The sequence below is a fragment of the Bacillus pacificus genome (genome assembly GCF_020861345.1).
Taxonomy (GTDB): Bacteria; Bacillota; Bacilli; order Bacillales; family Bacillaceae_G; genus Bacillus_A; species Bacillus_A pacificus.
In genome coordinates this window covers 2,811,446-2,832,163 of sequence record NZ_CP086328.1, presented here as the reverse complement: position 1 = coordinate 2,832,163, position 20,718 = coordinate 2,811,446, and the positions used below count along the sequence as shown (strand labels likewise).

Here is a 20,718-nt window from a genome sequence, read left to right as displayed (position 1 = left end):
CGAGACTATGTTATTCAAATTATCACGTCATAGTATGAAAAAGATGTTAAAAGATTATATGGTTTTACTTATCGGTCTCGTTATTAGCATTAGTATTTTTTACATGTTCCAAACGATGGCGATGAATAGTGAATTTACGAAAGATAATAGTCTCATTAGTAGTATTAGACTCGTATTTTGGGTAGGTGCCATACTATTATCTTTCATTACTGTATTTTATATTATATATGCCAATTCTTTCTTACTCACATTAAGAAGAAAAGAACTCGGTATGTACATGATGCTCGGAGCGAAAAAGAAAAAAGTAGCACAGTTATTATTTATTGAAACATTCGGTATGGGTATTGTTAGTATTATTATAGGAATTTTAGTAGGGATGTTACTTGCAAGTGTAGCAGGAAATTTTTTAATGAATGGTATGGAAATTTCAGCAAAAGGTAGTTATTCATCTGTATATACACCAGCAATCTTAGTTACAGCTATTTTCTTCGTAATACTATTTTTTATTACTGGTTTAATGAATAGTATCCGTTTATTACGAAAAACAGAACTAGAATTAATACGTGAAGATGAAACACTAGATGAAGTGAAGAAAAGTAAAACTCGCATTATTATAATGACTGTACTTGGTGTATTACTAGTAAGTACAGGATACTATTTTATGATAAATATAAAAACGTTTGCTGAACTCGGTTTTATAATAGCAACAATCGTTACAACACTTGGAACATATTTTATCTTTAGTTCATTGCTCCCATTTTTTGTGATGAAAATTAAAGGGAATAAAAAACGAAATGAAACGGGCTTAAATAGTTTTACATATGCACAGCTACGTTTCCGAGTGAATAGCTTATCGAGAGTACTAGGTACTGTAGCAATGTTAATTGCATTGGGCGCAGGTGCGATGACTGCAGGTATGGCATTCCAAAAAAATGTAGGTATTATGACAGACTTCTCACGTGTATATGATGTCGTAATTCATGATCCAAATGAACAAGATACAGCTGCATTAAAAGAAATGGAAATTGTTGAAGAAAGCCAGTACAAGTATAAAGTTGATGGAGAAGCGGTTTATTACTTACGTAACGATTTAACTGCGAAACCACCACTTGTTTCAGACCACTTTGATACAAAAACTTTAAAAGAGCCTGTTCGTAAACGTGTGACTGAACCTTTAACTGAACCAGTATATTCTGCTTTAGAGTCTCCTGAATTAGCAAAATTTCCTCGTATGCCGAGAGATTGGGAAGATGCAATTGTAAGAGAAATACAAATTACACATAATCAATTTAACGGAAAACCTGTAAGAATTGCAGATGAAGCACATTATAAAGGAATTCAAGGAACAGAACACACTGTAACATTAGCAAAAGTAGACGATATGAAAAAATATAAACCGTTGTTGATTGATATAGATAAGAGACAAAAAGAACAAATTGAAAAAGCAACAGGTGTAAAAGTAGACTTATTTACGAAAATGACAATTTATCAATTTATGAACAGCTTCATGAGCGGAACAATGTTTATGGGATTTTTCCTCGGAATTGCATTTTTAGCAATGATGGCAAGTTCCCTTATGTTCAAAATATTAACAGGTGCTTCTCGTGACGTACGACGTTATGAAATGTTACGAAAAATTGGTGTGAGACGTAGTATGTTAACAAAAAGTATATATAAAGAAATTTCATATTTATTTATCTTCCCAGCGGTTATTGGAATTTCCCACGTGTTAGTAGGGCTAAACTTATTTAGCTTCATATTAGTTGACCCGTTTGTAAAAGTGTGGGTGCCAATTGGGATTTTCTTAGTCATTTATTTCATCTATTACTGGATAACTGTTCAACTTTATAAAGGTATGGTAATGCCGAAAGAAGAGGTAGCTAAGTAGTTTATGAAAAGAGTCCTTGTTTGAAAACAAGGGCTTTTTTTCTATATTTGTAATACCAGTGATCAAGTTTTTCTACGATTAATGTATTGAAAATTAAGAAAATATTAAGGGTTTATATAGCGGAATGTTAAGAAGTGTATAGGATATTAATAATGTAGTTTTATAGAATTAAATTGTTATTTTTACAAATTTATAAGAAAGGATGCGTCTTATGAAGAAGATAAAAAAATTAATAACATTTATTGGAGTCATAACTACACTAACACTAATGGTAGCGCTAGTATTTCCTACATGGACCTCGCAAATAAATAGGGAAAATAGTATAAGTACATTAGAGCAAGTAGAGATAAATGGAAGTGGTCATGAAATTATGATACGCGGCAAAGATAAGAACAATCCGGTAATTATTTTTGTACATGGTGGACCAGGTACTTCAGAAATACCATATGCTCAAAAGTATCAAAAATTATTGGAAGAGAAATTCACCGTAGTTAATTATGATCAAAGAGGAAGCGGGAAATCGTATCATTTCTTTGAGGACTATTCAAATCTTACATCAGATCTTCTTGTAGAGGATTTATTAGCTATGACAGAATATATTTCAAAACGTATGGGAAAAGAAAAGGTAATATTAATTGGTCATTCTTACGGTACATATATCGGAATGCAAGCTGCTAATAAAGCACCTGAAAAATACGAAGCGTATGTTGGGATAGGGCAGATGAGTGATACAGTAGAAAGTGAAATGGATAGTTTAAACTATGTAATTGAACAGGCACAAAATGCTGGGAATACAGATGAAGTTTCCTATTTTAATGGATTGACTGAAAAAATTAAAAATGGCGATACATACACTCCGCGAAATTATGTTGCGAAATATGGTGGAACATCAAGACTCATTGAAAACCCAGATGGTGATAACATCGGAATGTTACTCAGTAATGAATATAACTTGTTTGACGTAATTCGTTATAACGTTGGATTATCAAAATCTCAAACAATCTTATTAGAAAAGGATTTAAAGAATCCATTGCCTACTAAGGTGACGAAACTGAAGCTACCGTTTTATTTCCTTATGGGGAAATATGACTATAACACTTCATCTCATGCAGCAAAAACATATTTTAATACAATTGAAGCAGAGAAAAAAGAATTTATTACTTTTGAAAAATCCGCGCATTATCCGCAATTTGAAGAGAAGGAAAAGTTTTATGAGTGGATGTCCGATACATTTGTAAAATAAATAAAGTGTATCCGAACTATAGAGAATTAAAAAAAGCGAAGTTAAATAAAAAAGACTCTTCTATAAAAAAACAAGAGTCTTTTTATAATGTTCTCTATATAGAAGGAAAAGATTGGATAATAGTCGGAAAATATAATATAACTTCTGAGAAATGACTAAAATAATACTATTTTGTCGAGAGAAAGGATACGAAGTATGAAAGAAATGTTACAGTTATTTCGCAACAAAGTGTATGCGCGTTTTTTTCTAGCGAATATTTTAGAGCGACTCGGTTCTATGATTGCTGGAGTTTCTTTAATGTTTTATTTGCTAGATCAATATGGAAAACAACCAGTTTACGCAACGATGACACAAATTATGATGGCATTACCTGCATTAATCTTTTTTCTATTAGTAGGGACAGTAGTGGATCGTTTTGATAGACAGCGTATTTGTACGGTAAGTAACATATGCTGTTCGTTCTGTAATATTGGAATTCTAATTTCGCTTTATTACGGGATGATTATACTTGTCTTCATATTTTTATTTTTGGAAAATGCATGTATACAATTTTTCTCTCCATCAGAACAGTCGATGATACAGGGTGTAGTTGAATCAGACCAATACGGTGCAGCAGCAGGTGTGAATCAAATGGTAAATAGTTTGTATGCTTTGTTTGGTGTAGGAATTGCAACGATGGTGTACTGGACTTTTGGAATTTACGGGAGCATTTTAGTAAATACGCTCACTTTTATTATGAGTGGTATTTTAATTCAAACGATCTCCATTCCAGAAAAAGTTCGTTTACCAAATGGGAGAACAAAATGGAAAGAAGTTAATTTGAAGATGTTAATAACAGAGTTTCAAGGAGGGATCAAGTATATATATCGAAATGAAACTTTAAAAAAATTACTTTTAGGATTTATCGTGTTTGGACTATTAAATGGTATTTTAAGCGTATCTACTACTTACATATTAAAATACAAATTGGCACCAGCAACTTATGAAAGTTTAGCGATGGTGGGCGGTGCAGTTGGAGGGATTTCATTACTAATTGGAAGTATAGTAGCAACAAGTGTAGGTAAGAAATATGCACCCAAACCTATTATTGTATTTGGTATGGCGGGCTCAGGGGTCTTTTTCGGTATGTGTTACTTTGTAAACCACGTATGGTCTTTTTACGTATGTATCGCTTTTGCGACATTCTTTTTACCGTTTATTAATGTTGCAATCATGGGCTGGATGTATGAAATTGTAGAAGAGTCATTCATGGGGCGTGTACAAAGCTTACTTAGTCCATTAACGACAGGATTCCAGCTTTTATCTCTCGGTGCGATAGCAATGTTATTCCCAAAATGGATTCGTGCAGATACATTGTATATTATTTTATTTGGTTTATTATTATTTGTTACATGTTTATATCAAGCTATTCTACCTAGTGGGCAAAAGCGAGTACATGCTGTAGCTGAAGAGATGTGATATATTTAGTTTTTGTTTCTGAATATTCTATCGAACGGTAAGGGGAAATCGTTATGTTGATGAGAATGGTTAAGTGGTGTGGGATTACTTGTTTACAACTAGTAGCTGCAATTTTATGTATAATCTGCCTAGGAGTAAGGATAAAGAAGTAAAGGAAGAGAAACAAGTACAATCTACTGTGAATGATTTTTCTTTCTATAGAGATATACAAAAATAAAAAAGATAGCTGAAGACAAATCGTTTTCAGCTATCTTTTTTGTTTATAGTGGAGGTAAATCAATCTTACCTTCTTCAAATAATTCTTTTATCATATGCTTCGTATAACCAGCTGCTTGACCAAATGTGATTTTTGCTGGCATTGGTGCTTCATTAGCATCTACAACTACATCGATAATACATGGTCTACTTTGTTTTACCGCACTTTCGAAAGCAGGAAGTAGTTCATCTAAATTTTCAACGCGGTATCCAATACCTCCGCACGCCTCTGCGTATTTTGCAAAATCAGGGTTTGTTAAGTCTGTACCAAATTCGATATTCCCCATAACTTCTTGTTCGAATTTGATCATGGCGATTTTATTATTGTTTAAAACGACGACAACGATTGGTAGTTTATATTTAACAGCTGTTACGAAATCGTTCATTGTCATTCCAAAACCACCGTCTCCACAAACCGCAAATACTTGTTTATCCGGGAAAGCAATTTTTCCAGCGAGTGCACCAGGTAAACCGCAGCCAAGAGTTGCAAGCCAGCTAGAAATGATAAATTGTTGATTTGTCATACGGAAGTGCCTTGCTGTCCATACTGTTACATTTCCGACATCGACTGATAATATTGCGTCATCTTGAGCTACGTGTTGCAGTGCATGCATAACGCGTTGTGGCTTAATAGGAGTAGAAGAATCGTCTTCTTGATTGTGTAATTTTTCTTCCCACTTTTTCATCATTTCTTGATGATGCTCTAAGAAGGAATGGTCCTCATGTTTTTCTACATTTTCAAGTAACCATTTTAATGTTTTATCAGCATCACCAGCTAAGCCGATATCTGTTACATACCGTTTTCCGATTTGGGCTGGATCGGTATCGATATGGAGTGTTTTTGCTTTTTCAGGTAAGAAACCAGTGAACGGATAGGAAGTACCAACCATAATTAAAGTATCTGCATGTTTCATTGCTTCATAAGAAGGTTTCGTGCCAATTAATCCTAATCCACCAATACAAAGAGGGTGTTCATCAGGAATAATTCCTTTAGCTGGCAATGTAAGTACGATTGGAGCACCAATATGTTCTGCCAATGCAAGTAAAGATTCTCTCGCATGTTTCGTACCTTTTCCAGCTAAAATCACAGGCTTTTTCGCTTCATTTATTGCGAGTTTCGCTGCATCTAAATCTTCTTTTTGCGGAAATAATTCAGGTAAAGTAAAAGAAGTGTTTGTAACACGAGCACCATTTTTTACTTCAAATTTTGGAACATCATCTGGAATCGTAAGAACAGATACACCTTTTTTCGTATAAGCCATTCGAATTGCTTGATTCACGACAGCTGGTAGTTGTTCTGCTGACATAATGCGCTGATTATAAACCGCGACATCATCGAACATTCTTTCCAAGTTTACTTCTTGGAAAAAATCCGTTCCGAGTAAATCAGTTTCTACTTGACCTGAAATTGCTAGCACAGGAGCCTTATCGAGTTTCGCATCATATAAACCATTTAATAAATGAATAGCTCCAGGTCCTGCAATTGCCATACAAACACCAAGTTTCCCTGTTAATTTCGCATAAGCAGCAGCTGCTAATGCGCCAGCCTCTTCGTGGCGAACTTGAATAAATTTGATTTTATCTTGTTTTTTTCTTAAAGCTTCAATAATAGAGTTGATAGAATCTCCAGGCATTCCGTATATGTGTTCTACTCCCCAGTCAATTAACAAATCAACTAGTGCTTCACCGGCCGTTTTCCCAAACATAATTGTTCCTCCTTATAGTAGGTAGATAACATTATGTTTTGGAGAAACAGGAAAAATATACAAATGATTATATTTTTAACTTTAATGATGGCCAGTAAATAGTGTAAATACTGTTATTAATAAAAATCCACTAGTTGCCCACATTAAAAATGTAAGGAAAGAAAGCTGTTTCTTTGCCTTCCAAAGCATTTCATGAATTGTAACATAGCCAAGGGAACCGATAGCACTCCCCATAATGAGTCCTTGTAAATGAAGCGCTTTTCCTTCCATTAAAATACCAAAAACCGTACCGGTACCGAGAATAAGAGAAAGTAATAAAGTTGTTAATAAAAATGAAATATATTTATGTTTTGTAAAGAGAAAGGGGATGATTAATGCTAAGCCTTCAGGAATATGGTGAACGACGATCGCTATTAAAAAAGGTATGGCAGAGTCAGCATGATTAATAAAAGCAGTACCTAAAGCAAAGCCACTCGGCAAATTATGAATAAATATAGCAAAAGAAAGAAAAAGGAAAGTTTGCCATGCTTGTTGATCTTTTTTATGTATGGTTGGATGGTGACAATAGTTATCTAATAAGCTCATAACTAAAATACCAATAGCTATACCAAGTATAGGCCCAATTATTTCATAGCTTGCAAATGTTTCAGGAATAATTTCAAGGGATAAAAGACCAAGCAAAATTCCACCACATAATGCATATAAACGATGCATTTTTTCTTCAATTAGCTGGCGCGTAGCAATGCCAACAGCACCGCCTAATAATAAGCCACCAAATGAAAAAAATGTAACTATCATAGGAATCCATAATCGTTCCATATTATCACACTCCGATTCTTCCACCTTATTTTTAGCTTACGAAAAGGAAAGTTAGATTAGTCCAAGTAATTATGTTTGATTATAGAGAAAAAACTAATAATTCGTTATAATTTATATATTAAATTTAAGTGGAAATATGAAATGGGGAGTAAATTTTGCAAACAAAGTGGAGTCTATCGGAATATGAAAATCCAAAACGATATGATATAGAAAATAAAAGTTTATCAGATTTTCCGTTTTTACTATCATGGGCACAAAAACTACATATACAAATGAATGGATTCCAGCATTTCCTTACGAATACAGATCAAGATCAGTTATTAACATCTATTCATCACGTATTAGCTGAGAATGGTATATTCATATTCGATACACGTTTCCCTTCAAAAGAAGAATTAATACAGCCATCTGCAGAAGAATATTGGACAACTATTAGTGATGAAAAGGGAAGAAAATGTGATTTATATACTGAAATGATATACGATTCAATTCAGCAAATACAGCATTACATAACAACAAGAAGGTTTTATGAGGACGATGTACTAGTAGAAGAACTGAAAACAACGATAGATCTTCGCTATACGTACCCGCAGGAGTTAGAAAGATTATTAGTAGCGAATGGTTTTGAATTATTACATATATATAATGATTGGGAAGGCAATGAGTTAGGGGAAGATTGCTATTCTATGGTAGTAGTTTGCCGGAAGAAAAAATAGTATTATTTTAAAAGTATGAGTGTAAAAAGCCTTTAAGGAGAGAAAAAGATGTCTTGGTACTTAGATAATGTTTATGAAATAAATAAAGAAGCGCCCTATACATTCTATCTTCCTAGCTCAGAAGTGTTGGAGAAATTAAAGATTGGAGATTTGGTAAAGCTAATTTTTGTATCTAAAAATGAGGAAGAAGATGGATTTAATGGTGAAAGAATGTGGGTTGAAATCATTGAAAGAAATGAGAAGAAGTTTGTAGGGGAACTGAGCAATGAACCATATCGCTTAGATTTAAAAATAGGTGATAAAATTTCATTTGGAATTGAAAATATATGTGATACGGAATATAACGACCCATCTTCAAAAGATTGGGATTTTTATTTTGATACGAAGGTAATTGTTAGTAATGATGTACTTGAAAGAAGAGAATTTAACTTTATGCTTAAGGAGGATTCGAGAGAAGAAGGCGACTCTGGTTGGTCAATTTTAAGTGGCTATGAAAGTGATGACTATGTGAATGATCCTAAAAACTTTCAAATTATTTCAATTGGAGTCATATTGAATATAGATGATACTATTTTGAAATTTCTTGAGGAACCACCATTATGTGCATATGAAAGAAATGATGAAGGTAGATTCTATAAAATTGAAGACTACGATTGGGATGCATATTTAAATGGATAGAAAAATTTACTATGTTTTAAAGAAAAGTATATTTTGTTTCGGAATCGTATTTATGTTTTTATTAAGCGGATGTATTAGTTTTGGTAAAGAAACTACAGATACTATATACTTAATTCCTGAAGAGTACGAAGGGGATTTGATTGTTGTGTACAACGTACCTGGTGCTAAGTTGTTACCGAAGGAAGAGGAGTTTAGTATTGTCACTTTTGCAGCCGACGGGACTGCTTTGACATCTACAAAAAATATGAAATATGGCACGGTAAACGATTTATATTACACAGTAAATAAAGAAGGTCAGCGTACAAAAATTGATTCGAGCTGTATACACTTTGCTTCAACTGGAAGTAGAAGCGAAAATTCGTGGGAATTTCCAGTTGCAAACTTAGAAGTAACTCGTACAGCATGTTCTCAAAAATTTTCAGCAAATGGCAGAGAGGTACCAGAGAATCAAGAACATCCTGCTGAAAAGAAGATGAGAGATTTAATGCAGCATGTACAAGAACAGTATATGAATAAAGTGAAATAGTTATTATGTTAGATTGCAGAAATTTAAAGTGGTGGAAATTGAAGAGAGTAGTAGTAAATGGAGGGTTTTGTAATGCAACAAATTAAAAAAATAGGAAACTCATTTTGGTATATGACACCAGTTTCTGAAACAGATAGACCTATATTAGGAATGGTCGTTGGAAAAGAAAAAACTTTAATGATCGATGGAGGGAATTCAGAGGAACATGCACAATTATTTTTAGAAATGTTAAAAGAAAAAAATGTATCGAATCCTGATTTTGTAGCACTAACGCATTGGCATTGGGATCATATTTTTGGATTATCTGTATTACAGAATGCATTAACTATTTCGCACGCTGAAACGAAAAAAGAAATGCAGTCAATAGTATCTTATGAATGGACAGATGAAGCGTTGGATGCACGCGTGAAAGAGGGTACTGAAATTGTATTTTGTGCGGATTGCATTAAAAAAGAGTTTGAAGAAAAAGCGAGAAATATTAAAATTATTCTTCCAACCTTAACGTTCCAGGATCAAATTGAATTAGACCTTGGTGGGGTGACATGTGTGTTAAAACATGTGGGCGGAGATCATGCACATGATTCAGTTGTTATTTACGTGAAAGAAGAAAAGATATTATTTTTAGGAGACTGTATATATGCAGATATCTTTTCTTCAAAGTGGAACTATACGACGAAAAGAACGTTTGCATTAATAGATGAATTAGAAAAATTTGATGCTGAAACCTATATCCTTTCTCATGGGACAGCTATAAATCGGGAGGAGTTTTTACAAGAAATGCGTTTACTAAAAACAGTAGGAACTTATACTGAAATACATAAAGGCGATGAAGAGAAGATAAAGGAAGCGTATAAACGAGACATAGATAGAGAATTAAATGAAGATGAATTAGAAACAATAACGTTTTTTGTAAATGGTTATGAAATGAATAATCTGTAAAATACAAATCTAATCAAATAGCATTAAATTACACAAAAAGAGTATTGAGAGTAAGTGCAATACTCTTTTTGAAATTAAATTTGAAGTTATGAAAAGTCATCAATAATCTCGACTACTTCAATTTCGCCATTAATGAGTAGCTCAGGGAGTTCGTTATTCACATTTCCTTTCCAATATTCTCTAGCTTGTTCCATTTTTTGAGAAAAAGGAATAGCATCTTCTTTCGGTAAAAGATTCCCGTCACCTTCAAAAGAATTTCCGATTACTCGTAGTTTAACAATCTGCAAAACTTCTCGATTGTAAGAATCAAATAATGCTTTCCATTTTAAAGCATCTTCATAGCTTTTAGCAGCATATAAACAAGACAATCTTGACGGATAATTAGGATATTCTTGCAGTCTAATCATTTCCACAATCGTTTCTCTAATGGCTCTAATTGTTTGATCCATGTAATTCATAACTACTGTAGCATTTTCATTCTTTATATGTAATTCTTCATTTGTATAATGCTCTTTTAAAATTTGCATAGAATCTTTACCACTAGAATTTAAATGTTCTCTTTCAAAAAAGAAGTGGAATAGGGTATTTGTTTGATTTTTATTAAATTGAATGATCTGTCCGATCTTCATTTTCTTCCTTGTTACGATATGATATACGAAAAATCCTTGTTCATTCATGGTTCTCCTCCTAGTAGTAATGTTTCAATGTAGTAATTCAACATTGAAATATATAAAACCTTTATAAGTAAAATTGAGAATTTGGGATGAAAGTAAAGGGAAAATGTGAAAGCGTTTTAAATTTGTTCACAAAATGTTCACTTACGAAGGGGTTTCCAATATCGATATAATGACAAAGACTCAAAGAGAAAGGATGATGAATTTTGCCAACAACAAGAAAGGAAAACCTCCAATTTGGTATGATGATGTGCCTTGGGATGGTTATCGTAATGACGTTTTACAATTTACTAATGAATGGATCAGGAGGGCCAATTCATATTAAGGAGATCGCATTAGAACTATTAATCGGATTCATTATTGCACTATTAATTGAAATGTGTATCGTTGGACCTTGTGCGAAAAAAATTGTATTCATGTTACCGTTTGATAAATCGAAGAAAATAAATATTATTATTGCAATGGCGACAGCAATGGTAATTGGAATGGTGTTCTTTATGTCATTTTTCGGTATGGCTATGATGTATTTACATAATGGGCTACATGGTGACTCATTCGTTTCAATGTATTTCTCAATTTTTATTAAAAACTTTATGATGGCGTATCCGTTGCAATTAATTATTATGGGGCCACTTGTGCGTTTCTTATTTGCAAAGTTTGTTTTAAAGAATAAAGTTGTAAAAGTAGTGTAAAATGATTCCTGTTATTCGATTATAAAAATTTAATAATATTAATATACTCTGTGGCATGCAAAAAGAGGGTTGCAAATGCAACCTTCTTTTTACGTTTCTATAAGCTATACCGTGCCAAGGAATATAATATATATATAAGAATATGTGCATTGATAGGATTATTGTTTGGATTGAACCAAATCAAAAAAGGATTGTACGTTTTGAGGGCTTGAAAAATTGTCAAATACAATAAAATCATCTCCATGGTTCATAGTTATTTTTTTGATAAAGGGGATCGCAGACATCTCTAATACAACTCCATCCGTATGACTGAAATCTTCTATTTCAGTGTATTCGAATTCCCATTTTAGCCCTTTTCCAAACATGGCATCAGAGCAGAACAATAATTTTTTATTTGTAGCAGCTAAAATACCAGATCTGCTCATATAACCAAAATGTATTACGCAGTAGAGAGTAGAAAGAATATCTTCCTCACTGTTTAAGTGTTCTTTTATTGTTCCTAGATTCGCCTTCATGATCAGGCCTCCTTATTGTTGAAAGTAAAGTGTAAAGTTTTCATATCTATTTTATCATATATTAATCTTTTTTGATTTCACATCCTATAATCAAAAAATCCCTTTAGAATGGAAATATGTAGTGCTGATTTTTATGTAAGGAATGAAAAGAGAGGGAAGCCTTCTAGTTTTTGTACAATAAAAAGTAAGGGGTAGTGGTGTATGTGTGTGTACCATAATGCAAAGATATTTTAGTTAGAAGCGATGAAGTTTGCGGAACATGTTACAAATAAAATTAGCTGAGCCTTTCTATGACAAATTCGTTGGTAGTTATAAGGAACTTTGAACTGAGAAAAGCCCCCACTCTATTAAGCTCGTTAAGAGATACTAAGTGGGGGAGTTGACTATATAAGGTATTAATATGTTACTTCTCAAACCGCAAATGAACAAACTTCAACATCTTTATTAAGTTTACAATTTGTATCATTATACGCGTACTTCCATCCCAACCTTTATTTGTAGGTATATTTTTAAAGAAAGGGGAGCAGCTTAATACTTTTATGTTTGGAGACCATTTTTCTAATGTCTTTGGATTATTTATATAAAAATACATTAGAGCGCCATTATTACCAGATTTTTTTACTGTAGCATTTGAAAGATTTAGGGCAAATTTTGATTCAGCGTCAAAGTATAACTCGCCTCCAGGAAAACGTTTTGACATAGCAACTACAATCTTTTTTAAATCTTCTTCTTTAAAGTAATAAAACACGCCTGCTGATATGAACAGAATACCGTCATTTGGATCATATTTTATATCGTCAAACCAAGAAGTATCAAAAAATGATTTAGCTATACTAGTATTCCTCGATGTATCTTCAATTAAAGTTTTGCGAAAGGAAATGGCATCGGGCAAATCTAGATTATACCAATGTATCGTTCCATTATCAATTCTAGAAAAAGTAGTGTCTAGTCCGGAACCGATATTTACTATAGTAGCATTAGGGTGTTTTGTTATGAATTGTTTTATCGTATCGTCAATTTTTCGTGCACGGGTAATGTAAGTAATACATCCGTATTCGCCAAATGTATTTTCTATTGTTGAAAAGTCAAAATCAAATTCTTTAATAATTCGAATTGCTTCTGTATCATCTAAAATATTCTTATTTTTCTCACTACCGTATGCCCGTCCCCATAAGGGAATAAGCATCGTACCTTGTACTGATTGTAAATTTAATTTTTTAATCATAAAACATCCTCCGTTTAATAATAAACAATATATTTAGTCGTTATTTAACATTTTTGATAGCAGCATATTTGTTTTATATAGTCCGTAAGTTAAATCCCGCTGATCTTCTTCACTTAGTTTTTCAAGATTGTGAGTGAAATTATTATATATTTGTTTCCATCTCTCATAATGTACTTTTTTAGCTTTTTCTGTCAGAGAAATTAATATGGCTCTTTTGTCTACCGAATCTTGCTTTTTTACAATGTACCCGTTTTGTTCTAAGTTACGTACTGTTACACTTAATTGCTGTTTAGGTATGTTTAAATAACTAGCAATCATTTTTAAATTTACAGGCACCTTTTGCTGGGCGATATACTCTACTACGTGTTGCTCTAAATGTGTAAATTCAGAGGATTTCTCCGATAGTAATTTGAAAGTACCCGACATATTTAATAATAAATTCATGTATTCATTTAATAATTCATTTTGGGTCATTGTTTCACTTCCTTTATGCGTTTAGTAAATATTTTATTACTATTTTTATTGCTAATCAAATGTTTTAATTAAAAATAGTAAATTATTTTTTACTATTTTTATTTTTGAAACTAAATGAATTAAAATAAAAGAGCATAAGGGATGCTTTTAGGGGAGGAGAATATGAACGGAAACAAAATATTACTAAATACATATAACTAATGAATCCAATGTCTTTTTCAGTTATTATGTTGTAAATCATTTTATGATAAAATCTTTTACATAATTTAATAAAGGGGTAGTATTCAATGGGTTATTTCTCAAATGGTTTATTGGTTTTGTTTGTGCTAATCGTATGCAGTTGTATAATTTTTGGTTAATAATATAATGAGAGTCTTATATAAAAGAAGTTATCTCTAGTGAGATAACTTCTTTTTATTTTATCACGCTTTAATGGGCAGTAAGACCCCCCTCAAAATTTAGCGAAAGCAAAGAAGTTAGGTGGGGGTGGGGCTGCCCGTAAAAGTCCGATTGTTGAGGGTTGATTAAAGTTTCACTATATGTTGAGAAGGAATTCTATCTTTCTTATTGAAGTTTGTTCTAGTTATTTTCACGCCAATCGCAATTTTCATAAGAGGAATTTTACTGAATATTAACAAAATATAGAATAAGGGAGTGTTTACATGAAAAATAGTATACACTATACAAGTGAACATCCTACAAATTTTACTGAATTATTAGCTTTATATGAATCTTTAGGATGAAATTCTCTTAAATTAACAGTGAATGAATTAGAACAAATGTGTAAACAAAGTTGGTATGCAATTTATGTATTTGATGATAAAAAGTTAGTAGGAATGGGGCGTATTATATCAGATGGTGTAATAACAGGCGTTATTTGTGGTGTTTGCGTGTTGCCAGAGTATCAATCTAAAATGGTAGGGCGGTTAATCCAGCGGTGTGAACAAAGAAAAGTTATTCCTCAACTTATCTGTGTAGAATCGTTACAATCTTACTATGAATCTATAGGATTTGAGGCATTCTCGATTGGGATGACAAAACATATTAAACGATAGCGGTATTAGAAAGGAGAATATAAAGATTCAACTTAAAAATTTGTAAAAGTTGAAGATAATATTTGTTTGATAATAGATGCTAAGGTGTAGTCTAATTGTTGACATATAAATAAAACACTTAAATGATAAAAAAGCATGTTTGAAAAAATTCAAACATGCCCTTTTATTAAAGGAAAGCAGTTTAATATTAGTGAACTAGACCGTTCCAATAAAACGAAACGATTTCTTCTGCTAATTCATCTATATTTACAATAATAGGATTGTCATTTTCATCTTTAAAATTTCCAATTGATAATAAAGATACGAATGCATGAGCAGTGAATTTAGCATTTCTTTTCGGTATTTCTCCAAGTTGCATTGCATTATCGAGTGCTTTTTCTAATACTTCATACATGTTGTCTTCAGCATGTTTTAATTGTTTTAATTGTTCTTCAGATAAAGATAGTTTTGCATCTTTCATAAAATTCTTCATATCAATATCCATCGTTGCGTGTAAGTATACTTTAGCGAAGTCCAATAATCTTTCTTTTAAAGTCTTATTTGTAGAAAGGATTTGAGACATATTCTCGCGTATACGTACCATCATTTGAATCATGGTAGCGGTAAATAAATCTGCTTTTGTTGAATAGTAATAGTAGACGGTTGCTTTCGTAACACCACAAACTTTTGCGACTTCATCCATGGAAACGACTTGATAATTTTGAGTAAGAAATAACCGAGTTGCCACTTCTAAAATGGTTTCTTTTGTAGATTTTGTATTTTTATTTTGACGAGGCCTTCCGAGAGGACGTTGTTTTTGTTCCAAATCTATTCGCTCCTGACATGTATGATTGAGATAATTATAACATAATTTTTATTCATTCTTGATTAATTAACCAACCAGTATATATAATTAATAGTGGAGGAAAAAAGGAAGGTGGGTTTTTTATGAAAAAGCACCCGTTACATATGTTAGGGAGGCTTGTAGCAGGGAAAAATACGCAATGGATCACTTTATCGGTATGGATTCTTATTACATTATTACTTTCATTTACGTTACCACAAGTAAATAGTACGAAAGAACCGAACCCGAAAAATTTACCCGAAACAGCTATGTCGCAGCAAGCGGAAGCACTTTTGAAAAAAGAGTTTCCGAATAATGCGGGGAATCCTTTGTTAGTAGTATGGTATAGGGATGGTGGATTACAGTCGCAGGATTATAAACTCATACAAGACGTTTATAAAGAGTTAAAAGCTAGTCCTTTAAAGGAGCAATCAACATTACCACCATTTGATACAATCCCGGAACAAGTATTATCAAAAAGTGCATCAAAAGATGGTACATCATTTGTTACACCAGTATTCTTCAACAAGTCGGCTGGAACAGATATATTAAAAGGAAATCTTGAAGATTTAAGAAAGCTAGTGAATAGTAGGGTCGATGAAGATCCATTTAAACAAAAAATAAGTGATTCTGGATTACATGTTCGATTATCTGGACCAGTAGGTATTCAAACAGATGCAGTTAGTTTATTTAGTCAAGCAGATGTAAAATTATTAGTTGCTACTGTATTACTCGTATTAGTCCTATTAATTTTGCTATACCGTTCACCAATTTTAGCAATTTTACCTTTACTTGTTGTTGGCTTTGCATACGGTATTATTAGTCCTACACTCGGTTTTTTAGCTGATCACGGATGGATTAAAGTCGATGCCCAAGCGATATCAATCATGACAGTGTTATTGTTTGGTGCTGGGACGGATTATTGTCTATTTTTAATTTCGAGATATCGAGAATACTTGCTAGAAGAAGAAAGTAAATATAAGGCATTGCAACTTGCAATTAAAGCTTCTGGCGGGGCAATAATAATGAGTGCGTTAACTGTTGTACTTGGATTAGGAACATTATTACTTGCTCAGTATGGTGCCTTTCATCGATTTGCAGTACCATTTAGTGTTGCTGTATTCATTATGGGAATCGCTGCTTTAACAATTTTACCAGCGTTATTATTAATTTTCGGTAGAGCTGCATTCTTCCCATTTATACCGAGAACAACTTCGATGGATGAGGAATTAGCAAGAAGGAAAAAGAAAGTAGTAAAAGTAAAAAAATCAAAAGGCGCCTTTAGTAAAAAACTTGGAGATGTAGTAGTACGAAGACCGTGGACAATAATTATGCTCACTGTATTTGTATTAGGTGGATTGGCTTCATTTGTACCACGTATTCAATACACATATGACCTATTAGAATCGTTTCCAAAGGATATGCCTTCACGCGAAGGATTTACGTTAATTAGTGATCATTTTTCAGCTGGTGAACTAGCGCCAGTAAAAGTTGTTGTTGATACGAAAGGAAAAGATCTTCCTATTAAACAAGAACTCGAGAAGTTTTCTTTCGTAAAAACAGTGAAAGATCCAAAAGAGGGGAAAGAAAATAAGCAAATACAAATGTATGAGGTTTCTTTAGCTGAAAATCCATACTCCATTGAAGCGTTAGATCAAATCCCTAAATTGAAAAACAGTGTAGAAAAAGTATTAAAAGATGCTGGGATTAGTAATGCAGAAGATCAACTATGGATTGGCGGAGAAACAGCTTCATTATATGATACTAAGCAAATTACGGAACGTGATGAAGCAGTTATTATTCCAGTAATGATTAGTATTATAGCTTTATTATTACTTGTTTACTTACGATCAATTGTTGCAATGATTTATTTAATTGTAACTGTTGTATTATCATTTTTCTCTGCATTAGGAGCAGGGTGGCTATTACTTCATTATGGTATGGGAGCGCCGGCCATTCAAGGTGCGATACCGTTATACGCATTCGTATTTTTAGTTGCTTTAGGTGAAGATTATAATATCTTTATGGTTTCAGAAATATGGAAAAACAGAAAGACACAAAATCATTTGGATGCAGTAAAAAATGGCGTTATACAAACAGGTAGTGTCATTACATCAGCAGGTTTAATTTTAGCTGGAACTTTTGCTGTGTTAGGAACACTTCCAATTCAAGTGCTTGTTCAATTTGGTATCGTAACAGCAATTGGTGTATTATTAGATACATTTATTGTTAGACCATTACTTGTACCGGCAATCACAGTCGTTTTAGGCCGCTCTGCTTTTTGGCCAGGAAAACTTTCAAGGAAGAGTGAAGAGATACAAAAAGTGGATGCGTAGTTGAAAGAGCCAAGGATACTTTCCTTGGCTCTTTCAATGTAATTAATTTTTTGAAGTCAAATCATCAGATGTAGCATGATCAGCATCTTCAATAGCGGTTTCTGGCATTCCATATAAGCCGTTCATTGCTTGCTCTTCGATATTAAGATTTGCAGTAGTATTATTTTGAATAGGTGTAGCGTTTTCGATAACATTTTCTTTTTTATTTACATTTTTGTTATTCATGTATGAATCCTCCAAATTTCATTTGATTTATTTATAGTATGTGGATGGCTTTCCAGAAATATGTGAATGGATTCTTATAGATGTTATATAATTAAATAAACAATTAGAGTGAAATGTAAACTGTTAGGAGTGAACATTTATGGTGAAAGCAAGGAAATTAGCCTTCTAAAATAAATAGAAAATTTTAGGAGGATATTAAAATGAAGTTTCACGTAATTGATAGAGAAAATTGGAATAGAGAGCAGTATTTTGAACATTATTTAGAATTAAAATGTACGTTTAGTATGACAGGGAATGTTGATATTACGCTTCTAATAGAGAAAGTACATCAAAAGGGAATTAAATTTTATCCGACTTTTATTTATATAATTTCGAGAATAATAAATAAACATAAAGAATTTCGAACATGTTTTAACGATGAAGGAGTTTTAGGCTATTGGGAGGAAATGATACCGAGTTATACAATCTTTCATAAAGATGATAAGTCTTTTTCAAGTATATGTACGGATTATTCAAGTGATTTCCACATCTTCTATAAAAATTATGAAGACGATATGAGAAACTATGCTAGTGTTCATGGTCTTTTCACGAAAGAAAATATTCCACCTAATGCTACCAGTTTCATTACAAGTTCATCATTCGGTTTGTGATGGATATCATGCGAGTCGATTTATAGAGGATTTACAGGAGTTAAGTAATACTTGCAACGAGTGGCTTAAGTAATATCTAATTTTTAATTATGTGCAATTGAAAATGAATAAAAGAAGAGACCATGTTTATATTGCATGGTCTCTTCTTTTATTCATTAATACTAAGCAACAGTGGAAAATATAGGTTTATTTATAGTTTAATAGTAAAGAGAGGGATTGTTTTAATTTTTTTTATTTTCAATCATCTAAAATTTAAAATGATTTAATAGGGGGTAGTAAAGTGAAATTCGTAAGTATTGAAAAAGAAGAGATCCTAATTGAGAATATGGCAAAACTGTATTGTAAAGCATTTGAAAAAACAAATTTCAATGAGATGATTGAGCGAATGAAAAGACATGTAGAATATGCAGATTTTAAAGGTATAGTAGCAATAAATGATGAAAATGAAGTGGTTGGTTTTACTTATGGTTATCGCTCATTAGAAGGACAGTACTATAATCGATTAATGAGAGAAGCGTTAAATTTAGAGCAAGTAGAAGAGTGGTTACAAGATTGTTTTGAATTTGTAGAGTTAGCAGTTCATCCACAATATCAAAATGAAGGTCTTTGAACAAAATTACATAATAAATTACTAAAAGGAATTTCAAATAGAACGAGTGTTTTAACAACACAAATAAACAATGAAAAAGCGCGTTCGTTATATGAAAGATTAGAGTGGGTAAATATATTAGAGCCATTTCATCCAAGTACAAATGATGTTCCATATATAATAATGGGAAAAACTTTAAAACCAAAAGTGAATTGATAATTATTTCGTTCGCAAAGGTTATTTGCTTGTAACGATAAAGGGGAAAACAAAGATGACAATAATATCTATAGAAAAAGCTACAATTTTAGATGCAGAAAAGTTAACAGAAATAATGACAAGAACATTTGATGAAGAAGCAAAACGATGGTTATGTGGTCAAGGTGATGTTATTGACTATAACATCCAACCACCAGGGTATTCTTCAGTTGAAATGATGAGATATTCGATTGATGAGTTGGATTCTTTCAAAGTGATGTTGGATGGGAAAATAATTGGGGGAATTATAGTTACGATCTCAGGTAAGTCATATGGCCGAATTGATCGTATTTTTGTAGAGCCTGTTTATCAAGGGAAAGGAATTGGATCAAATGTTATTAAATTAATAGAAGAGGAATATCCAAGCATAAGGATTTGGGATCTTGAAACATCAAGTAGACAACTTAATAATCATCATTTTTATAAAAAAATGGGCTATGAAATAACTTTTAAATCTGATGATGAGTATTGTTATGTAAAAAGAATCACTGTAGAGTCAGCTGAAGAAAACCTAATAAAAAATAAAAATATAAAAAATAGCCAATATGAAAACTGTAACTTAGCAAATACAGAGTATTATCAAGTGAATTTAAAAAACAGTGCATTTGTTGGTAGTAATATAATGCATATAAATATGAGTAATTGTAATGTAAGTCAATCTAAGTTTAGAAATATAAATTTTAAAAGATCTTTATTTGCAGATTTAAATCTTTCCGGTAGTAAATTTAATTTGGTGACATTAGGTGGAGTGCAATTCAAAAATACAAGTCTTGGAGATGAGAAGGAATCTATTTTATTCGATAATTGTGATTTGGAAGGTACTGTAATACATAATAGTAATTTGAAAAATATTGAAATAGAAAATTGTGATATAACCGGTATGAAAATAAATGGTATTCCAATTGAAAAACTGCTTGCGTTATATAATAAAGTGAAAAGTTAACCCTTAATTGTAGATAAGAAGTTTGTAAATCTAA

At 32.3% G+C, this 20,718-nt stretch carries 18 protein-coding genes and 5 pseudogenes; 15 read left to right on the top strand and 8 right to left on the bottom strand.

The window, feature by feature from the left end; all coding sequences use genetic code 11:
* Positions 1 to 7: 7 nt before the first annotated feature.
* The 5 genes and pseudogenes from LMD38_RS14885 to LMD38_RS28840 form a co-directional block, all read left to right on the top strand.
* Positions 8 to 1,888 (top strand): FtsX-like permease family protein, encoded by a 1,881-nt coding sequence (locus LMD38_RS14885; protein ID WP_061182863.1) that lies wholly within the window; start codon positions 8 to 10, stop codon positions 1,886 to 1,888.
* Positions 1,889 to 2,099: 211 nt separating this feature from the next.
* Positions 2,100 to 3,131, top strand: a complete 1,032-nt coding sequence (locus LMD38_RS14880; protein ID WP_016717450.1) for an alpha/beta hydrolase — start codon at positions 2,100 to 2,102, stop codon at positions 3,129 to 3,131.
* A 195-nt stretch (positions 3,132 to 3,326) separates the two neighbouring features.
* The gene (locus LMD38_RS14875; protein WP_016717451.1) at positions 3,327 to 4,589 is read left to right on the top strand and encodes an MFS transporter; all 1,263 of its coding nucleotides are present in this window, start codon (positions 3,327 to 3,329) and stop codon (positions 4,587 to 4,589) included.
* 53 nt (positions 4,590 to 4,642) lie between these two features.
* A pseudogene (locus LMD38_RS14870) lies at positions 4,643 to 4,723 on the top strand (ABC transporter permease); the annotation flags it as partial.
* Positions 4,714 to 4,806, top strand: a pseudogene (locus LMD38_RS28840) (ABC transporter permease subunit); the annotation flags it as partial. The pseudogenes LMD38_RS14870 and LMD38_RS28840, both read left to right, overlap by 10 nt.
* Before the next feature lie 43 nt (positions 4,807 to 4,849).
* Here LMD38_RS28840 and LMD38_RS14865 read toward each other — a convergent pair.
* Together LMD38_RS14865 and LMD38_RS14860 are read right to left on the bottom strand one after the other, a co-directional pair.
* A complete protein-coding gene (locus LMD38_RS14865) occupies positions 4,850 to 6,550 on the bottom strand; it encodes a pyruvate oxidase (RefSeq protein WP_000467237.1) in 1,701 nt (566 codons plus the stop codon).
* An 81-nt stretch (positions 6,551 to 6,631) separates the two neighbouring features.
* Positions 6,632 to 7,369: a ZIP family metal transporter gene (locus LMD38_RS14860; protein WP_061182505.1), complete on the bottom strand. Its 738-nt coding sequence runs from the start codon at positions 7,367 to 7,369 to the stop codon at positions 6,632 to 6,634.
* Positions 7,370 to 7,524: 155 nt separating this feature from the next.
* On the opposite strand from LMD38_RS14860, the gene LMD38_RS14855 reads away from it, so the two are divergent.
* The 4 genes from LMD38_RS14855 to LMD38_RS14840 all read left to right on the top strand — a co-directional run bounded on the left by LMD38_RS14855 (position 7,525) and on the right by LMD38_RS14840 (position 10,228).
* The gene (locus LMD38_RS14855; RefSeq protein ID WP_061182506.1) at positions 7,525 to 8,085 is read left to right on the top strand and encodes a hypothetical protein; all 561 of its coding nucleotides are present in this window, start codon (positions 7,525 to 7,527) and stop codon (positions 8,083 to 8,085) included.
* Between the two features lie 48 nt (positions 8,086 to 8,133).
* Positions 8,134 to 8,763: an immunity protein Imm33 domain-containing protein gene (locus LMD38_RS14850; RefSeq protein WP_000119251.1), complete on the top strand. Its 630-nt coding sequence runs from the start codon at positions 8,134 to 8,136 to the stop codon at positions 8,761 to 8,763.
* Positions 8,756 to 9,289, top strand: a complete 534-nt coding sequence (locus LMD38_RS14845) for a DUF6843 domain-containing protein (RefSeq protein ID WP_041184529.1) — start codon at positions 8,756 to 8,758, stop codon at positions 9,287 to 9,289. Before LMD38_RS14850 ends, LMD38_RS14845 begins: the two co-directional genes overlap by 8 nt.
* Before the next feature lie 72 nt (positions 9,290 to 9,361).
* Positions 9,362 to 10,228: an MBL fold metallo-hydrolase gene (locus LMD38_RS14840; protein ID WP_061182507.1), complete on the top strand. Its 867-nt coding sequence runs from the start codon at positions 9,362 to 9,364 to the stop codon at positions 10,226 to 10,228.
* 86 nt (positions 10,229 to 10,314) lie between these two features.
* Here the strand turns inward: LMD38_RS14840 and LMD38_RS14835 are convergent, their stop codons facing one another.
* Positions 10,315 to 10,905: a DUF2441 domain-containing protein gene (locus LMD38_RS14835; protein ID WP_001005237.1), complete on the bottom strand. Its 591-nt coding sequence runs from the start codon at positions 10,903 to 10,905 to the stop codon at positions 10,315 to 10,317.
* Positions 10,906 to 11,108: 203 nt separating this feature from the next.
* On the opposite strand from LMD38_RS14835, the gene LMD38_RS14830 reads away from it, so the two are divergent.
* Positions 11,109 to 11,594: a DUF2798 domain-containing protein gene (locus tag LMD38_RS14830; RefSeq protein ID WP_001143418.1), complete on the top strand. Its 486-nt coding sequence runs from the start codon at positions 11,109 to 11,111 to the stop codon at positions 11,592 to 11,594.
* A 158-nt stretch (positions 11,595 to 11,752) separates the two neighbouring features.
* Here the strand turns inward: LMD38_RS14830 and LMD38_RS14825 are convergent, their stop codons facing one another.
* From LMD38_RS14825 to LMD38_RS14815, 3 genes are all read right to left on the bottom strand, one after another.
* On the bottom strand, positions 11,753 to 12,109 hold the full coding sequence (locus LMD38_RS14825) for a PH domain-containing protein (RefSeq protein ID WP_000646616.1): 357 nt from the start codon (positions 12,107 to 12,109) through the stop codon (positions 11,753 to 11,755).
* Between the two features lie 403 nt (positions 12,110 to 12,512).
* Entirely contained in the window at positions 12,513 to 13,334 is an 822-nt protein-coding gene (locus LMD38_RS14820) for a class I SAM-dependent methyltransferase (protein WP_061182508.1), read from the bottom strand.
* Positions 13,335 to 13,367: 33 nt separating this feature from the next.
* A complete protein-coding gene (locus tag LMD38_RS14815) occupies positions 13,368 to 13,808 on the bottom strand; it encodes a MarR family winged helix-turn-helix transcriptional regulator (RefSeq protein ID WP_062822460.1) in 441 nt (146 codons plus the stop codon).
* 662 nt (positions 13,809 to 14,470) lie between these two features.
* Between LMD38_RS14815 and LMD38_RS14810 the strand changes: the two are divergent.
* Positions 14,471 to 14,863 (top strand): annotated as a pseudogene (locus tag LMD38_RS14810) (GNAT family N-acetyltransferase).
* A gap of 187 nt (positions 14,864 to 15,050) precedes the next feature.
* Here the strand turns inward: LMD38_RS14810 and LMD38_RS14805 are convergent.
* Positions 15,051 to 15,674 (bottom strand): TetR/AcrR family transcriptional regulator, encoded by a 624-nt coding sequence (locus tag LMD38_RS14805; RefSeq protein WP_080444053.1) that lies wholly within the window; start codon positions 15,672 to 15,674, stop codon positions 15,051 to 15,053.
* A 116-nt stretch (positions 15,675 to 15,790) separates the two neighbouring features.
* Here LMD38_RS14805 and LMD38_RS14800 point away from each other — a divergent pair, with 116 nt between their 5' ends.
* Positions 15,791 to 18,022, top strand: a complete 2,232-nt coding sequence (locus tag LMD38_RS14800) for an MMPL family transporter (protein WP_062822459.1) — start codon at positions 15,791 to 15,793, stop codon at positions 18,020 to 18,022.
* Between the two features lie 42 nt (positions 18,023 to 18,064).
* Here LMD38_RS14800 and LMD38_RS14795 read toward each other — a convergent pair whose 3' ends face one another.
* A complete protein-coding gene (locus tag LMD38_RS14795) occupies positions 18,065 to 18,247 on the bottom strand; it encodes a DUF4021 domain-containing protein (protein WP_062822458.1) in 183 nt (60 codons plus the stop codon).
* 200 nt (positions 18,248 to 18,447) lie between these two features.
* On the opposite strand from LMD38_RS14795, the pseudogene LMD38_RS14790 reads away from it, so the two are divergent.
* The 3 genes and pseudogenes from LMD38_RS14790 to LMD38_RS14780 all read left to right on the top strand — a co-directional run bounded on the left by LMD38_RS14790 (position 18,448) and on the right by LMD38_RS14780 (position 20,684).
* Positions 18,448 to 18,970 (top strand): annotated as a pseudogene (locus LMD38_RS14790) (CatA-like O-acetyltransferase).
* 207 nt (positions 18,971 to 19,177) lie between these two features.
* Positions 19,178 to 19,702, top strand: a pseudogene (locus LMD38_RS14785) (GNAT family N-acetyltransferase).
* Positions 19,703 to 19,739: 37 nt separating this feature from the next.
* Positions 19,740 to 20,684, top strand: a complete 945-nt coding sequence (locus tag LMD38_RS14780; RefSeq protein WP_140168732.1) for a GNAT family N-acetyltransferase — start codon at positions 19,740 to 19,742, stop codon at positions 20,682 to 20,684.
* Positions 20,685 to 20,718: the final 34 nt, after the last annotated feature.

Excerpts from the sequence above, each read along its gene's own strand:
- LMD38_RS14835 (WP_001005237.1), bottom strand. The coding sequence starts at position 10,905 with ATGAATGAACAAGGATTTTTCGTATATCATATCGTAACAAGGAAGAAA.
- LMD38_RS14880 (WP_016717450.1), top strand. The coding sequence starts at position 2,100 with ATGAAGAAGATAAAAAAATTAATAACATTTATTGGAGTCATAACTACA.
- LMD38_RS14800 (WP_062822459.1), top strand. The coding sequence starts at position 15,791 with ATGAAAAAGCACCCGTTACATATGTTAGGGAGGCTTGTAGCAGGGAAA.
- LMD38_RS14875 (WP_016717451.1), top strand. The coding sequence starts at position 3,327 with ATGAAAGAAATGTTACAGTTATTTCGCAACAAAGTGTATGCGCGTTTT.
- LMD38_RS14865 (WP_000467237.1), bottom strand. The coding sequence starts at position 6,550 with ATGTTTGGGAAAACGGCCGGTGAAGCACTAGTTGATTTGTTAATTGAC.
- LMD38_RS14840 (WP_061182507.1), top strand. The coding sequence starts at position 9,362 with ATGCAACAAATTAAAAAAATAGGAAACTCATTTTGGTATATGACACCA.
- LMD38_RS14795 (WP_062822458.1), bottom strand. The coding sequence starts at position 18,247 with ATGAATAACAAAAATGTAAATAAAAAAGAAAATGTTATCGAAAACGCT.
- LMD38_RS14850 (WP_000119251.1), top strand. The coding sequence starts at position 8,134 with ATGTCTTGGTACTTAGATAATGTTTATGAAATAAATAAAGAAGCGCCC.
- LMD38_RS14825 (WP_000646616.1), bottom strand. The coding sequence starts at position 12,109 with ATGAAGGCGAATCTAGGAACAATAAAAGAACACTTAAACAGTGAGGAA.
- LMD38_RS14885 (WP_061182863.1), top strand. The coding sequence starts at position 8 with ATGTTATTCAAATTATCACGTCATAGTATGAAAAAGATGTTAAAAGAT.
- LMD38_RS14815 (WP_062822460.1), bottom strand. The coding sequence starts at position 13,808 with ATGACCCAAAATGAATTATTAAATGAATACATGAATTTATTATTAAAT.
- LMD38_RS14860 (WP_061182505.1), bottom strand. The coding sequence starts at position 7,369 with ATGGAACGATTATGGATTCCTATGATAGTTACATTTTTTTCATTTGGT.
- LMD38_RS14820 (WP_061182508.1), bottom strand. The coding sequence starts at position 13,334 with ATGATTAAAAAATTAAATTTACAATCAGTACAAGGTACGATGCTTATT.
- LMD38_RS14845 (WP_041184529.1), top strand. The coding sequence starts at position 8,756 with ATGGATAGAAAAATTTACTATGTTTTAAAGAAAAGTATATTTTGTTTC.